At 40.2% G+C, this 16165-nt stretch carries 10 protein-coding genes; all 10 read left to right on the forward strand.

Annotation, left to right across the window (positions count from 1 at the left end; translation table 11 throughout):
- The first annotated feature begins 32 nt into the window (after nucleotides 1-32).
- The 10 genes from BLS35_RS09540 (at nucleotide 33) to BLS35_RS09585 (ending at nucleotide 16157) form a co-directional block, all read left to right on the forward strand.
- Nucleotides 33-1637, forward strand: a complete 1605-nt coding sequence (locus tag BLS35_RS09540; RefSeq protein WP_090780233.1) for a RagB/SusD family nutrient uptake outer membrane protein — start codon at nucleotides 33-35, stop codon at nucleotides 1635-1637.
- Nucleotides 1624-3582 carry a hypothetical protein gene (locus BLS35_RS09545; protein ID WP_090780236.1) on the forward strand — a complete coding sequence of 653 codons (1959 nt, stop codon included), beginning with the start codon at nucleotides 1624-1626 and terminating at the stop codon, nucleotides 3580-3582. Before BLS35_RS09540 ends, BLS35_RS09545 begins: the two co-directional genes overlap by 14 nt.
- A gap of 32 nt (nucleotides 3583-3614) precedes the next feature.
- Nucleotides 3615-4466: a sugar phosphate isomerase/epimerase family protein gene (locus tag BLS35_RS09550; RefSeq protein WP_090780238.1), complete on the forward strand. Its 852-nt coding sequence runs from the start codon at nucleotides 3615-3617 to the stop codon at nucleotides 4464-4466.
- Nucleotides 4463-6451, forward strand: coding sequence for an FG-GAP repeat domain-containing protein (locus tag BLS35_RS09555; protein WP_090780240.1), 1989 nt, complete (start codon nucleotides 4463-4465; stop codon nucleotides 6449-6451). Before BLS35_RS09550 ends, BLS35_RS09555 begins: the two co-directional genes overlap by 4 nt.
- A 16-nt stretch (nucleotides 6452-6467) precedes the next feature.
- Nucleotides 6468-7001 carry a gluconate 2-dehydrogenase subunit 3 family protein gene (locus BLS35_RS09560; protein ID WP_254778791.1) on the forward strand — a complete coding sequence of 178 codons (534 nt, stop codon included), beginning with the start codon at nucleotides 6468-6470 and terminating at the stop codon, nucleotides 6999-7001.
- A gap of 34 nt (nucleotides 7002-7035) precedes the next feature.
- Entirely contained in the window at nucleotides 7036-8751 is a 1716-nt protein-coding gene (locus BLS35_RS09565; protein ID WP_090780242.1) for a GMC oxidoreductase, read from the forward strand.
- A gap of 97 nt (nucleotides 8752-8848) precedes the next feature.
- The gene (locus BLS35_RS09570) at nucleotides 8849-9436 is read left to right on the forward strand and encodes an RNA polymerase sigma-70 factor (protein ID WP_090780244.1); all 588 of its coding nucleotides are present in this window, start codon (nucleotides 8849-8851) and stop codon (nucleotides 9434-9436) included.
- A 91-nt stretch (nucleotides 9437-9527) separates the two neighbouring features.
- Nucleotides 9528-10685 carry a FecR family protein gene (locus BLS35_RS09575; protein ID WP_090780247.1) on the forward strand — a complete coding sequence of 386 codons (1158 nt, stop codon included), beginning with the start codon at nucleotides 9528-9530 and terminating at the stop codon, nucleotides 10683-10685.
- Nucleotides 10686-10877: 192 nt separating this feature from the next.
- Nucleotides 10878-14258: a TonB-dependent receptor gene (locus BLS35_RS09580; protein ID WP_090780420.1), complete on the forward strand. Its 3381-nt coding sequence runs from the start codon at nucleotides 10878-10880 to the stop codon at nucleotides 14256-14258.
- A 42-nt stretch (nucleotides 14259-14300) separates the two neighbouring features.
- Nucleotides 14301-16157 (forward strand): RagB/SusD family nutrient uptake outer membrane protein, encoded by a 1857-nt coding sequence (locus BLS35_RS09585; RefSeq protein ID WP_090780248.1) that lies wholly within the window; start codon nucleotides 14301-14303, stop codon nucleotides 16155-16157.
- Nucleotides 16158-16165: the final 8 nt, after the last annotated feature.

Consider the following 16165-nt stretch of genomic DNA (forward strand, 5'->3'; position numbering starts at 1 on the left):
AGTTTCACATTATAGATCAAAAAGATATTCATATGAAAGCTTCAAATCATAAAATAAGTATTTTAATCGTGTTATTTTTTATCTCCATCGGAGTTCTTTCTTCCTGTAACAAAATGCTGGAATTAGATATAGATGGATACATTTTAGCAACCGATAATTATTATAAAACTCCAGAACAATTGGAAACTGCATTAAGAGGAGTTTACTCAACCACCAGAGAGACTTACGTATATGCAAATACCATGTTAGGGAGGATGGGATTGGAAGCTGACGAAGCTTTTCCGAATTTCAACACAGATAAAGGAACGATCGCCTATTATACGGTTAACACTACAGATGATAAATTGTTAAACCACTGGCGCGCGATTTACAAAGGGATAAACCGAGCAAATCTTTTGTTGGCAAATGTTGAAAATAAAGAAATCAATATTACGCTAGAAGCACGAAATAACGTAAAAGGACAAGCCTTATTTTTAAGAGGGTATTACTATTTTATGCTCGTGAGTAGATTTGGAGGAGTGCCTTTGGTACTAAAACCTTCGGTATCGGGAAAGGAAGAAGATGTTCAGATTCCAAAGTCTTCCGTAAAAGAAGTTTATACCCAAGTACTTTCGGATATGGAACAAGCAGCTGATTTGGTTTATGAAGCCGATAAAGTGGAATCAGCAGGAAGAGTCAGTAAATCTGCAGTATGGGGGATTCTGGCCAGGGTAAATTTGTATATGGCCGGTTTTCCCTTAAAGGAAACTGATAGGTATGCCGAGGCTGCGAAATGGTCAGAAAAAGTAATGACATCGGGAAAACATGCCCTTAATACATCATATTCACAGGTTTTTATCAATTACGCTCAGGACAAATACGACATGAAAGAGAGTATCTTTGAAGTCGAGTTCTATGGTAACGGCGGTGGTTTATATGCCAGCACGATTGGTCAGGTAGGCGTAAATAACGGCATACAGTATTCTGCTACCGGAACAGGTGGATTTGGTTATTCTAATGGGATTGTTCATCCTACCAAATGGTTATACAATTTGTACCTGACAGGCGATACAAGACGAGATTGGGCAATTGCGCCATTTCGCTACTTAAATGATCTGCCAAGTGCCTGGCCTGTAAGTTCAGATATTATCAATAGGTTTTGCGGAAAGTTTAGACGAGAAAAGGAAACTCTACTCCCTAAAACCAGCGTGGGTACCCCACAAAATTTTCCGCTATTACGTTATGCCGATGTATTGTTGATGTATGCCGAGGCCATAAATGAAGTAAATAAGAATCCAAGTATGGCCTATAACGCCATAAACCAGGTACGGAGAAGGGCTTATGGAAAACCATTAGACAAAGCAGATGTACAAGCGGATCTTGCTCAGTTAAGTTATGAGACTTTTAAAACGGAATTAAAAAACGAACGTGCAAGAGAGCTGTGTTTTGAAGCGCTAAGAAAAAATGATGTAGTAAGGTGGGGAGATTTTTATACCAACATGAAGGCCAGACTACCGGATATTCCTGCAGGAACTGCTACGGTGAATGTGTCGGGTAAAGAATATTATACCAATGTAAGTGAAAGAGATGTGATTTGGCCACTGCCATCTTATGAAATAGGTGTTAACAAAAGACTTGTGCAAAATGAAGATTGGTAAAGTATTTTCAGCGCTATGTATATCGCTTTCTATATTTGGACTTGGCTGTCAGAAAGTAGAAAGCAGTAAAATCGCATCCGTACAAACAGCCTTATCTTCGACTCCTCCATTATGGGTAAGTGAGGTTAAATCTGTTGACGCTTCTACAGGCATTTTTCTGGGAAGCCCGAGTTTGTTAAGATTGCCCAATGGTGATATTCTGGCATCGTTTGATTACAACGGGCCGACTTCGAACACAACAGGCGTTTACCGCTCTACGGATGATGGCGAAACATGGAGCCATATCACCGATATAGTCGGCCTGTTCTGGGCCAATCTATTTGAGCACAACGGCAGTATTTATTTTCTGGGTACAAATGCAGGTACTGGTGTAGTGGCCCGTACTATCGTTATTTCCAGGTCGCAGGACAACGGTAATACCTGGTCAACCCCGGTTACCTTATTTGATCAGGATATTCCGGGTAAGGCGGTACGTTACCATTGTGCACCAACTCCGGTTGTGATCCATAACGGACGTTTATTCAGGGCCTTCGAGGCGCTTGATACAAGCTTTCCATGGGCAAGGGGATACAGGGCTTTTACAATTTCTATCCCTGTGGCTAATGACTTAATGACGCCTTCGAACTGGAAGATGAGTACAAAAGTTACTTATAACGCTGCCTGGGACCCGGCGGGTTCGGAAAGTACTACAGGCTGGATTGAAGGAAATATGGTGGTTGGACCGGATAATAAATTGGTAAATCTGATCCGGGTAAACTCTGTACCTTACATCAACAAAGCGGCAATTATTAACATCAGTGATCAGGGAGACACAGCATCTTTTGTTCCTCAGAATTTCATTACTTTTCCTGGTGGACTGCATAAATTTGTCATCCGTAAAGATGAGACATCTGAGGTTTACCTGGCCATGGTGAATAACAATACGGCTCCGTCGTATATCCAGCAAAGAAATATATTGTCTCTTTATGGTTCTTATAACCTGAGAGACTGGACACATCTTAAAACATTAATGCGTGATGATCAAGGCCTTTCTTTCGCACAGTCGGTTGCCAAAACAGGCTTTCAATACCCTGACTGGCATTTTGATGGCGACCACCTGATTTACCTTGTCCGTACGGCTTATGATGGCGCCTACAATTATCACAATGCCAATCGCATTACCTTTGGCCGACTGGAAAATTTTCGTCCTTTACTTTCACTTGTACCGTTGCCGTCAACGCCGGTTCCCGGTCAGCCAGATACAGAGCTCCTGCCTTCAACAACAGTTGGCTCCCTTGGTTATGTTCGGTTTAAATATAGAGGGGCAGATGTGGAATACAAAACCGTACGGGCTGCAAGTGGTAAAATCTGGTTGCAACAAAATCTGGGCTCAGATTGTGTTGCAATTTCAAGTACTGACGTAGATGCATATGGCCATTTCTTTCAATGGGGAAGGCACGATGATGGGCATCAGCTAAAAACACCGGTGATTTTTAATGGACTTCCTTCTCCGAATAATCCATCAGGGATATCGGATAAAAACAGCGCGCCTTATTATTCGGTAGCTACAGGTGGCTGGTGGAGTGCTGGCGTAGCGACCGACGTATGGAATGTTACCAATAAGGAGGAAGTTTTGGCAAGTGAAGGCTGTGATCCTTGCAGAATTATCAATGCCAATTGGCGCATCCCTACTTCCCAGGAATGGCAAGAACTGGCCACTACTGAAAATATCACAAATACTGCATCTGCATTTAGCTCCAATCTTAAATTGGTAAAATCAGGATATCGTTTGTCAACTACAGCTGCACTTTTTCATGTAAATGGTCGGTATTGGAGCAGTACGCCGCATCCTACGACAGGTGGTGCAGCTTTTGCATTTCATTTCACAGATACTCAGGTTACACCTGCCTTATCATTAAGCAGAGCAGGGGGCTTAACGATTAGGTGCATCCGCGACGGACAATAGAAAATATATAAAACACAATAAAAACCATACATATGAACTATAAAATTATTACAGTAATCACTGCAGTTGTTTTACTTTTTGGTAGTGCCTGCAAAGTAAGAACTTCCGGCTCAGGAAAGGCCAATCCTGAAGAATTGCTGGGTTGGCAATTGGGCGCACAGGCATACACGTTTAACAGGTTTAGTTTTACAGTGGCTCTTGATAAAATTGACAGTTGCGGCTTAAGGTATGTTGAGGCCTTTCCTGGGCAGGAAATAGGTGGAGGTATAACCGAGAAAATGGACTATAAGATGTCGGCATCCAGCAAAGCATATGTAAAGAAAAAACTACAGCAGAAAGGGATTAGGATGGTATCCTATGGCGTAATCAAAATGAAGGATAAGGAAGACTGGAGAAAGGTATTTTCTTTTGCTAAAGAAATGGGAATTAAAACGATTACCTGTGAGCCGGAAATAGCCGTTATGCCATTGATCTCATCGCTGTGTGATGAATTTGAAATCAATGCGGCGATACATAATCATCCTAAGCCTTCATTTTATTGGGATCCGGAGATCGTTCTAAGTTCTATTAAGGGAATGAGCAAACGTGTGGGAGCTTGTGCTGATATAGGACATTGGGTAAGATCTGGACTGGATCCTGTAACCTGTCTAAAAAAATTGGAAGGGCGTGTTTATCAACTCCATTTTAAAGACCTGAACGAGAGGAATAATGTTAAGGCGCACGATGTGCATTGGGGTACAGGTGTGAGTAATATATCTGGTGTACTTGCTGAATTGAAACGTCAGAATTTTAAAGGTATGCTTTCGGCCGAATATGAATACAATTGGAATAACAATACCGGCGATGTAACTGTAAGCGTACAGAATTTTAGAAAACTGCTATGAGATTTAAAGTTCTTCAAATCGTTTTTTTATGGGCACTTGTTATCAGTACGGTTTATGCACAGGAAAAAACTCCGCTTCCTGAGCCTCTAAAATATGCGGATACTGAGATCAATCCTTATGGCTTTGGTCTGGAGCTTGTTCCCGCAATTTTGCCTGGCGGTGATTTGTTATCGTCGATTCATTTACTTGGAAGTGGCTTTTATTTGAGTAAGCTTTTGGGGAAAGATGAGAAGGGTTCATTGATCTATCAGAAGCCTGTATATCAGGAACAGCTGAGTGAAAAAATAGGTAGAGTGAAAGTTGTGTATCTACAGGAAAATATGCCGGAATTTCTGGCGGCAGCCAAGCAGGATAAGAAATGGTATTTTTGGCAGCTATCAACTTCAGGTGATGCTGTAGAAATTCTGAATCCAATTCCTATTCTTGTTGGTGGCAGGCCTTTAACTGAAGATTTTACGATGTTGGTAGTAAAGGATAGAACCTTTATTTTAAGAGTAAGTGATCGGGTAAAAGATGCATATTGGCCTAACCGAACAAACCCTTGGAGTTTTCCTCCAAATCCTGATATCGGATTTAATAAAGGCTACAATACTTCTGGCGTATGGGCTGGGGAGAAAAGTGTAATCTATTTTGAGTATGCAGAACAGAAGGCCGGGAGTAAAGGTTCCTTTAGTGCATGGAAGCCTGTTTTACGAAATGGGATACCATTTAAATCCATTGCCTACTCAAGCCAGGCTAAGTTAACTCCACTCGATTTACTGAACAAAGGTCAGAAGCAAATTCTGTTTGCAACAGATGTAGACCAGTTAAGTCTTTGGAATATTGACTTTTCTAATGGAGCTATAACAATTGATTCCTTAAAGCTTCCTGATGGGATAGCTCAAACTATAAAAGATTCGTATTTCAGTACGCCTGTAACTTCTACTTTTCCTTTTAATAAAAAGCGTGAAGGTTTTGTGATGGGTGGAAATCCAGGAGTTTTAACAGAATATTATAGGGATAAACAAAGATGGAATACCCGACCTGTGTTGATGAAAGGAGGGGATCTGCATGTGGAGACACTTGCCTGCCCACAATGGATAGACTGGGATGGAGACGGGATCGCGGATATTGTTTCAGGTGATGCCAGTGGTTTTTTGTGGTTTATTAAAAATTATGGAACAAATGAAAATCCAATCTGGAGGTCTTCAAATAAGGTAAAAGCAAATGGCAAAACGATTCATCATCAGGCAGGAATGACAGGCTCAATCCAGGGACCTAATGAAAAAAGATGGGGATATTTACAGCCAACTGTATGTGATTGGGATGGTGACGGCTTGCTTGACATCGTTTGTAATGACATAACGGGTATGCATATGATATATAAAAACATCGGAAAAGCAGGGAACCCGGTATTGACTGAACCGAAACCATTGCTATATCTTAACCAACCTTATAAGGCCGCATGGAGAAGTAAACCTGCTGTTTTGTCAAAAAAATACATGGATGATAAAAATTGGAAGCTTTTGACATCCTATTTGACTATCAATGGTAAAGGAGAACTCTGTTTATATAAAAGGGAAATTTCCTCACCGAATTCTCTGATTGATGAGCAAATTTTGCAGAATGTGAATCAACAACCGGTACGCATTGTTGGCCAGGCAGGTCATGAAGGACGAGCTACGTTAGCCATTTGTGATTACAATCAGGACGGAATCTGGGATGTTATTTTTGGCCAGGGAATTCATATGTCGCAGAGTAAAATTGCGCCTGGGGCTGTTCCATATTCAACGGCTTACCTGATGATCAATCGAGGTACGAATCAAAAGCCTATTTTCGATATTCCAAAACCCATTTGTCAAAATAATGGCTTAAAAATTAATATGGACATACACGGATGTTGGATAAGCCCCATTTTAGATAAAAATGATCGCTTAATCGACTTGCTTGCAGGTGGCGAAGATGGCCGTTTTTATTTGTTCAGAAAACCACAAGTATGCGAATAACTTATATATAACCAAAATGAATCAACTAATTCCTAGAAGGACTGCTATTCGAAACCTTTTAATCATAGCCGGGGGTGCGATGGTTTTACCTGCTTGCTATAACAAGTCGGGAAAACCGACTATACAACTAAATAATCTGAGCCTAACGGAGGAAGATGAGTTGTTCCTTGAAATACTTTGTGAAACACTTGTTCCTGAAACGGATAGTCCAGGTGCTAAAAGTCTCAAATTGCATTTGTTTGTAATGAAAATGGTGGATGACTGTTACAAAGCAGAGGATCAGCAAATGTTTATCAATGGCTTGAAGAAGTTCGATGCTTTTGCAAAGGGAAAAATAGGTAAGTCTTTTTTAGAAGCTTCAGTTCCCGAACGGGAGGAGGTGTTAAAAGGCATTCAGAAGGATAAGGAAAAGGATAAAGCCATTCATAAGTTTTATCAGATTACTAAAAGTAAAACCATTCAGGGCTATTTAAATTCAGAATATGTGATGACAAATCTGGTTAAGTATGAACTTGTACCGGGTCGTTACAATGGTTATTTCCCAGTTTAATCTGAAATTATGATTTTTTATAAAGAATAGATATATGGCGAACATCGCAATAGACAGTATAAAAGAAAGAACATTTGATGCTATAGTTATTGGTTCAGGTATCAGTGGGGGCTGGGCAGCTAAAGAGTTTACTGAAAAAGGTTTAAAAACATTGGTGTTGGAACGGGGTAGGAATGTAGAGCATATCAAAGATTATCCAACAACCAATAAGTTTCCGTATGAGTTTGAGCATCGTAACGAGATGCCATTTAAAGATAAAGAAGCAAACCCTATCGCCAATCGCTGCTATGCGTATGGTGAAGATTCACAACATTTTTTTGTAAAAGATAATGAGCATCCATATGTGCAGGAAAAGCCTTTTGATTGGATTCGTGGTTACCAGGTAGGCGGAAAGTCATTGCTTTGGGCAAGACAAACCCAGCGTTGGAGTGACTTTGATTTTGAAGGACCTGCCCGTGATGGTTTCAGTGTTGACTGGCCAATTCGGTATAAAGATATAGCGCCCTGGTATACTTATGTAGAGCGTTTTTCGGGTATTGCGGGTAATAAGGATGGACTAGCAGAATTACCTGATGGTGATTTCTTACCTGCATTTCCTTTGAATGCTGCAGAAAATCATTTTAGGGAAGTGATTAAGGGAAAGTATCCCAACCGTCATGTAATCAGTGCAAGATGCGCACATTTGTCTAAACCTAATCAAATTCATTTTGACCAGGGCAGAGGGCAGTGTCAAAATCGTATCCTTTGTCAGCGTGGCTGTCCCTTTGGCGGCTATTTTAGTAGCAATGCGTCAACCTTGCCCTGGGCTCAAAAGACGGGGAAACTAACATTAAGGCCTTTATCGGTAGTTCATTCTATTATTTATGATTCAAAAAAGGGCAAAGCTGTAGGGGTTAAAGTGATAGATACGACTACCAAAGAGGAAATTGACTTTTACGCTGATGTAATTTTTGTGAATGCTTCGGCGATAAATACGAACCTAATTTTGCTGAATTCAGTTTCTGATCGTTTCCCAAATGGCTTAGGGAATGACAATGGGTTGCTTGGTAAATACATGGCTTTTCATAATTATAGTGCGGCAATTACTGCTGAATTTGAAGGTCAGCTTCAATACAAAACTGATGGACGTAATCCTGCAAGCGGCGGTTATATCCCACGATTTAGAAATGTTTATAAACAAGAAACGGATTTTTTAAGGGGATATGCTGCTGCATTTAGTGCAAGGCGTAAGGAGTGGAATGATACTAATGGTGTTGGTGAGGATTTAAAAAAACACTTGATTAAAAAGGAACTGGGTCCTTGGAAAATAGGATCACATATGATGGGTGAAACCATTCCAAAAGAAAACAATCAGGTAAAGCTTGATTCTAGCTTGAAGGATAGCTGGGGGATCCCTCAATTAAGTATTTCTATTGATTACGATGAAAATGATCATAAAATGAGGGCAGATTATTTTGAACAGATGAAGGATATGTTTGAGTCTGCCGGATTTATAAATATTGAAACCCGTATTGTTGACAGAAGGCCGGGCAATGATATTCATGAGATGGGCGGTGTACGTATGGGGAAAGATTCAAATACATCGCTATTAAATGAATGGAATCAATTGCATTCTTGTAAAAATGTATTTGTAACTGATGGGGCATGTATGACATCCACTGGTACACAAAATCCGTCCTTAACCTATATGGCTTTAACAGCGAGGGCTTGCGATTACGCCGTAGCACAATTAAAAAAAGGCAATCTCTGATTAAACCATTTTATGAGCAGGATGTAACAAATATTTTCTTTAAACTTGAGCTTGCATATTTCTGTTTTTATGTAAATTAGGAACAACCAAATATAGAATGCTGACGAGCCAGGAATATGAAGACGATGAACTGCTGGAATTGCTCCGGGAGAATAGCCAAGTAGCTTTAAAGCGTATTTACAGTAAATATTGGAAGCGGCTGTATCTTTCCGCCTATTCGATTTTGAGGGAAGATGCAGCCGTTCAGGATATTGTGCAAGAGGTGCTGCTTCAGTTGTGGCTGCGGAGAAATGAAGCTGTCATTATCACCTTAAAACCCTACTTGTTTACATCAATACGTTATAAGGTTTTAACACATATTAAATCTGCTGCAAGTCGCAAAGTTTTTTTGGAACCCGGTGAGTTGGAATTGCTTGCAGGTAAAGAAGAACTGAATGATACCTTGAACGAAGATGACATTAACAATCTGCTGGATAAAGGTATCTCTGCTCTTCCAGATAGATGTAGACAGGTATTCATCATGAGCAGAAGGGAGTATCTTAGCAATAAGGAAATAGCCGAAAAATTGAATATTACAGTAAAGGCTGTCGAAGCTCAAATTACACTTGCATTAAAGCAGTTGCGGATTTCTATGGGCGAATTTCTGTTTTGGGCTTGTATCATTATCCCCATTTTTTATAATTAGCCAGATCCGAATTTTTGGCATTCATAAATATATTTTATTTTCTTACTAGGGTTAAGCTTATTTTATCAGACGTATAGGTATATAACCAAATATGACCAATAACGAATTTAAAGAGCTGGCCCGCAAGTGTCATGACAATACTGCTTCGGAAGAGGAAAGGATTGCGTTTGAGCAGGCTTATCATTTAATGTTGCGCAGGTATACAGAATGGGATAAAGAGAATATGCGTAACGAACAGACGGTTGAAAAGGAAATCTATCAGTCGTTGATGCAGAAGGTTGCCAACGATCAAAGCAATACATCCTCAGCCAAAAACAAACGTCACTTTTATATAGCTGCAGCTGTGGTCTTTATCATTGCTGCGGCCGGTATTTTTTACTTTTTCAAAAAAGACCAGCAAATACCCCACAAGTTTGCGGTTAATCAACAGGTTACTCCCGGCAAAGAAGGGGCAACGCTAGTTCTGGCAAACGGTAAAAAAATAATTTTATCGGCAGTGAATAAAGGCAAGCTTGCCCAGGAGGCTGGGGTGGTGATTACCAAAACAGCCGATGGACAACTGGTTTATGAAATTAAGGGGCAGGGCCAATCAGTAATCGGACAAATGAATACGTTATCGACAAATAACGGTGAAACTTATAGACTACGTTTGCCTGATGGGTCGTTAGTTTGGTTGAATGCCGCCTCGACAATTAAATATCCAGTGTCCTTTTACGGGCTTAAATCGAGGATGGTAGAGCTAAGTGGAGAGGCCTACTTTGAAGTAGCTAAAAACGCAGTATCTCCTTTTATAGTCCATACAGATAGAGAGGTGGTTCAGGTATTGGGTACACATTTTAACCTGAGTTCCTATAATGACGAAAGTGTTTCTCGGACCACATTAATTGAAGGGAAAGTAAGTCTGTCTCCAAATGCAAGCGAAGAAACAAAGCAAGCTAGAATTCTTAAACCAGGCGAGCAGGGAGTGATACAGTTTGGTAGTATGGAGGTGAAAAACGTAAACACAGAAGAAGTTCTGGCCTGGAAAAACGGGGAGTTTATGTTTAATAATGAGGATATAAAAAGCGTTATGAATAAGATTTCCCGTTGGTATGATGTAGAGGTCATTTATCAGTCGCCGAAAAAACACATACTGATATGGGGATCTATTTCCCGGTTTAAAAGCATTTCTGATGTCCTGAAATTAATAGAATTAACCGGCGATGTTCATTTCAAAGTTCAAGGAAGGAGGGTGATTGTTATGGAATGATTTTACGCCCTTCCTTAAAAACCAGGTGTAGGTAACCGGAGAAAGTTCGCAGCTTTCCCCGGTAAATGACCTGGTTTTCAGATAATAATTATGTGAACTACTCTTAAACTAAATCAATCAAAGGTAATGAAAAATTACATTTTCTATGGCTGGGGGAGAATAGCCTCTCCTATGTTAAAATATCTCGTTATAATGAAATTAATTGTGCTAATCGTTTTTGTCGCCGTTATTCAGGTAAACGCTTCCAGCTATGCCCAAACGATAACGCTATCCCAAAAAGACATTTCACTTGTAGATCTGTTCAGAGAAATTAAGAAACAGACGGGGTATAATGTGCTTTGCAATACTAAGCTCATCAAAGAGACACCAGCGATAAAGGTTAATCTTAAAAATACGGCTTTAAAAGCCGCGCTTGATTTGGTTCTGATACCCAATGGGCTAAATTATACCATTGAAAATAAAACGATTGTTGTACAAAGAATAGCATCGTTTTCAAATGAAGCAGTCTGGCGGGTTGAGATTAAAGGGAAGGTGGTTGATCATAATGATAAACCAATGCCTGGTGTAAGCGTAAAGCTTAAAGGGAGCAGTACTGGGACAATAACGGATGCGGAAGGAAACTTCACGATTCGCAATGCGAAAAGTACGGACATTTTAGTATTCAGTTACCTGGGCTATGAAACTTCGGAGAGAACCATAGGTTCACAAAAGAATATAAAAGTAATAATGGTTGATCAAGCGGCTTCATTAAACGAGGTTGTGGTGGTTGGTTATGGCACTGTAAACCGGAGCGACCTTACCGGATCTGTTGGCGAAGTTAAAATGGATGACTTGAAAAAGGCACCCGTAGCCACATTTGAACAAGCATTGGCGGGAAGGATTGCTGGTGTGCAAGTTAGCTCTAACGACGGACAGCCCGGTTCTACAATGAATATTGTAATCAGAGGTGGAAATTCTTTAACCCAGCAAAATTCTCCTCTGTATGTTGTAGATGGCTTTCCTATGGAAGAGTCTGTCAGTTCCATCTTAAACCCAAGCGATATCGAGTCTATCAATATCCTAAAAGATGCATCGGCAACCGCTATTTACGGTGCCCGCGGTGCAAATGGTGTGATTATTATCGAGACAAAAAAGGGGAAGATTGGAAAACCAGTTGTGGGGTATGATGGTTCATTGGGCTTTAACAATGTCACCCGTAAAATGGATTTGATGAATCCGTATGAATTTGTGAGGTATCAGCTTGAAATTAATCCGGCGATAGCGGAAAATGCTTATCTGACTGTACCTGGAAGAACGCTCGATGATTATAAAACTACACCTGCGATAGATTGGCAAGATAAAATGTTCGAGACAGGGTCTGTTCAAATTCATAATCTTTCCTTAACGGGGGGAAATGCGGATACTAAATATGCCGTATCGGGTTCTATTTTTGATCAGAAAGGCGTAGTTGTAAATTCAGGATACAATCGTTACCAGGGAAGAATCTTATTGGAACAGCGCATTAGCAATAAGGTTAAGGCGTCTTTTAATATTAACGTTGGTAATGAAACTAATTTTGGCGTATCGCCATCCTCTTCCAGATCTTCCAGTTCGCAACCTTATTCTACTTTTCTGATGTATCAGGTCTGGGGTGCGCGACCAGTTAATACCGGGTTAAATATAGAAGATGAACTGCTTGATCCTGATGCCAATGATGCCAGGTTTAATCCATATATATCAGCATTAAACGAAGTTAGGACTCGTACTACCAATACTTTGTTAGCCAATGCAAAAATAAGCTATGTCATTTCAAAGAAATTTGAGCTTACCGTAAGGGGGGGAATCAACAATAACTCCATTAGGAGTGAAGAGTTTTATAATGCTCAAACATCGCGAGGATATCCTTTCCCGGATAATAATTTAGGTGTTAACGGTTCAACTTATAATGCGGAAACAAACAGCTGGTTAAATGAGAACCTCCTTACCTATGATCACAAAATCAACAAAAACAATAAAATTAATGTAATTGGCGGCTTTACCTTGCAAAAGGTTTTAAACCGACGGAGTGGTTATCTGGCTAAAAATGTACCGAATCCTGATCTTGGTGTTAGTGGTATAGATGAGGGGGAATTGTCTTCATTAGCGTCTTCATTGTCTGACTTTACGCAGGTCTCTTTTCTTGGTCGAGTAAATTACAGTTATAAATCGAAGTATCTGTTTACCGCGTCAATGCGGGCTGATGCTTCTTCAAAATTTTCGGAAAATAACAGATGGGGATATTTCCCCTCCGCTGCATTTGCCTGGAATATGCTGCAGGAATCTTTTATGAAGAAGCTGCCATTTGTTTCTAATTCCAAACTGCGATTAAGTTATGGTATTACTGGAAATAATCGGGTAGGTGATTTTTCTTATCTTTCTTCTGTTACTTTTCCTTATGGCTCGTACTATTCGTTTAACAATCAAACCCCACAGCAAGGGGCATTGTTAAGCAACTATGGTAATTATGATTTAAAATGGGAGAGTACTGCGCAAACTGATATCGGTTATGACCTTTCTCTACTCAAAAATAGAATCAGTTTAACCGTTGATCTATACAGAAAAGTAACTTCCGACTTATTATTGAATGCAAATGTTCCTTATAGTACCGGTTATACCAAGATCCTGAAAAATGTTGGTAAGGTGAAAAATCAGGGAATTGAGCTCACACTGAATACGGTAAACATTAAAACCAAAAACTTTGAGTGGAGTAGTGATTTTAATATCGCCTTCAATTCCAATAAAATCCTGGCTTTGGCCGACGATCAGGAATCGATGATCTCTACTGTTGGTTTTCCAGCTCCCTTTAGTGCTGCACAATTGTACCTGGCAAAAGTTGGTGGCCCCGCAGCTGTGTTTTATGGTTACAAATGGTTGGGCAATTATCAGGTAGAGGATTTTGACCAGCAGCCGAATGGAAGCTATTTGTTGAAGCCAGAAATCTCGGGTAATGGCAGTGCAAGGGGGAATATTAAGCCGGGTGACATCAAATACGATGACATCAATGGTGATGGGATCGTAAACGAAAAAGACAGGGTGATTATTGGACGTGCTTTACCCAAACATATTGGCGGATTCAATAATAATTTCAATTACAAAGGATTGGCTCTGAATGTGTTTTTTCAATGGTCGTACGGCAACGATATTTTTAATGCCAACCGCGATATGTTTGAGGGTAATGCCTTTACCAGAAGTAATTTGAATCAATATGCTAGTTATGTGAATCGCTGGACGCCTGAGAACCAAAATAACGAATACTACAGGTTTGGTGGGCAAGGGCCTGCGGGCAGGTTTTCTTCCCGTACCATTGAAGATGGTACGTTTCTGCGTTTGAAAACGGTTTCTCTATCCTATAGTCTACCCTCAGCTTTTATCTCAAAATTAAAGATAAAGTCAGTTAATGTGTTTGCGACAGGGCAAAATCTGTATACCTGGACGAAGTATTCGGGAATGGATCCGGAAGTATCTGTGGCCAATACCATATTAACGCCAGGTTTTGATTATTCCGCATATCCAAGAGAAAGAACGCTGGTGTTTGGCATAAAAGCCTCTTTATAAAGCTAATCAAGAATCACAATATTAAATAGTTAAGATATAGATATGAAAAATAGGTATTTGATCATAATGCTGCTGGTCATAATTACACTGGCATCATGTAAAAAGTTTTTAGATACAAGTCCATCAGACTTTTTAAGTCCTAAAAACTATTACGAAACGGAAACACAACTTAATACAGGTTTAACAGGTGTTTATGTAACCCTAGCCAGCCAAAACCTTTATTGTAACAATATGTTGGCCAGAATGGGACTGGAAACTGATGAGGGATTTTGCAGCAATGCAGCGGAGCTTGTAGGTGTTGCTGGTTATAATGTATCCACAACGGACGCTAAGGTTTTAGGCTATTGGCAGGCACTTTATGCTGGCATCAATAGAGCCAATCTCGTACTTGAAAATATCAACAAACCTAAGATGGACGAAACTAGAAGAGGCAAGATAAAAGGAGAAACCTTATTCCTGCGTGCTTACTTCTATTTTATGCTGGTTAGTACATTTAATGATGTTCCATTGGTTTTAAAGACTCCGGTTACCGCTGCTTCCCAGGATATTCAACTGCCTCCAACGCCGGCCAAAGATGTGTATGTACAGATTTTGAAGGATATGGAAGAAGCATCTTTGCTGGTGGATGATATCAAAACCGTTAATTTTGGAGGGAGAGTAAGTAAATCTGCAGTTTGGGGCGTTATGGCAAGAGTATGTCTTTATATGGCTGGAAATCCGGTTAATGACCTTACTAAATATGCCGATGCAAAAAAATGGGCAGAAAAAGTAATGACTGAAGGCACGCACAGCTTAAATACTTCCTTTCAGGATGTATTTGTGAATTATGCACAAGATAAATATGATGTAAAAGAAAGCATTTGGGAAGTTGAATTTTGGGGTAATAATAGTACTGCCTATACCATTGGTGGTATGGTTGGACGTAATAACGGAATCCGCCAGAATGCTGGTGGGGATCCTTCGATAGGCTATTCGCCTGGGTATTTACACCCTACGTTGTGGATGTTTAATTTGTATGAACCAACTGGAGTCACGTACTCAAATGACTTGCGTAGGGATTGGTCTATTGCAGCCTTTTCTTATTCTGGAAATAACACCAATATCAAAGTCAACTGGGCCACCAATCAGATCTATCAACGTAATTGTGGTAAATGGCGTAGGGAAAATGAAATTATGCTTCCTAAAGCCGATATCCGTACGCCACAAAATTTCCCCTTATTACGTTATTCAGATGTGTTGTTGATGTATGCTGAAGCCGATAATGAGATAAACGGACCTATAAACGAGACCATAGCGGCTGTAAATACGGTGAGGAGAAGAGGGTATGGCAAATTCCTGAATGGTTATGGCGCCGTGTCCGAAAGTGTGAAAACAATTACGTTAGATAATGGAGGTAGCGGTTATACTTCAGTACCTACAGTAGTCATCGCAGGTGGTGAGGGCAGTGGTGCTACGGCTACAGCGACCATTTCCGGTGGAAAAGTTAGTGCCATTACCATTACCAATTCAGGTAGCAAATTTAAAACCATTCCAACAGTAACTATAACAGGTGGTGGCGGGACACTGGCAAGGGCCACTGCAACTTTAACTAGCATCACCGATGCAGATCTTAAGGCTAATAATACCGCATCCAAAGATGATTTTAGAACGGCGATACAGAATGAAAGAGCTAGAGAATTAAATTATGAATTGTTACGGAGGGGTGATCTGGTCCGCTGGGGGAAATTTATCGAAAGGTTAACCGCCATTAAAACAGAGGTAACCGCTTCATCAAGTTCGGTAGACCGGAACAATGCGCTGATCTGTTACAGTAATTTTTCTGAACGCGATGTGCTTTGGCCTATACCTTCTTACGAAATTGGTGTTAATCCCAATCTCATTCAAAATAAAGGTTGGTAACAAATGGT

The organism is Pedobacter sp. ok626 (assembly GCF_900100435.1).
GTDB lineage: Bacteria > Bacteroidota > Bacteroidia > Sphingobacteriales > Sphingobacteriaceae > Pedobacter.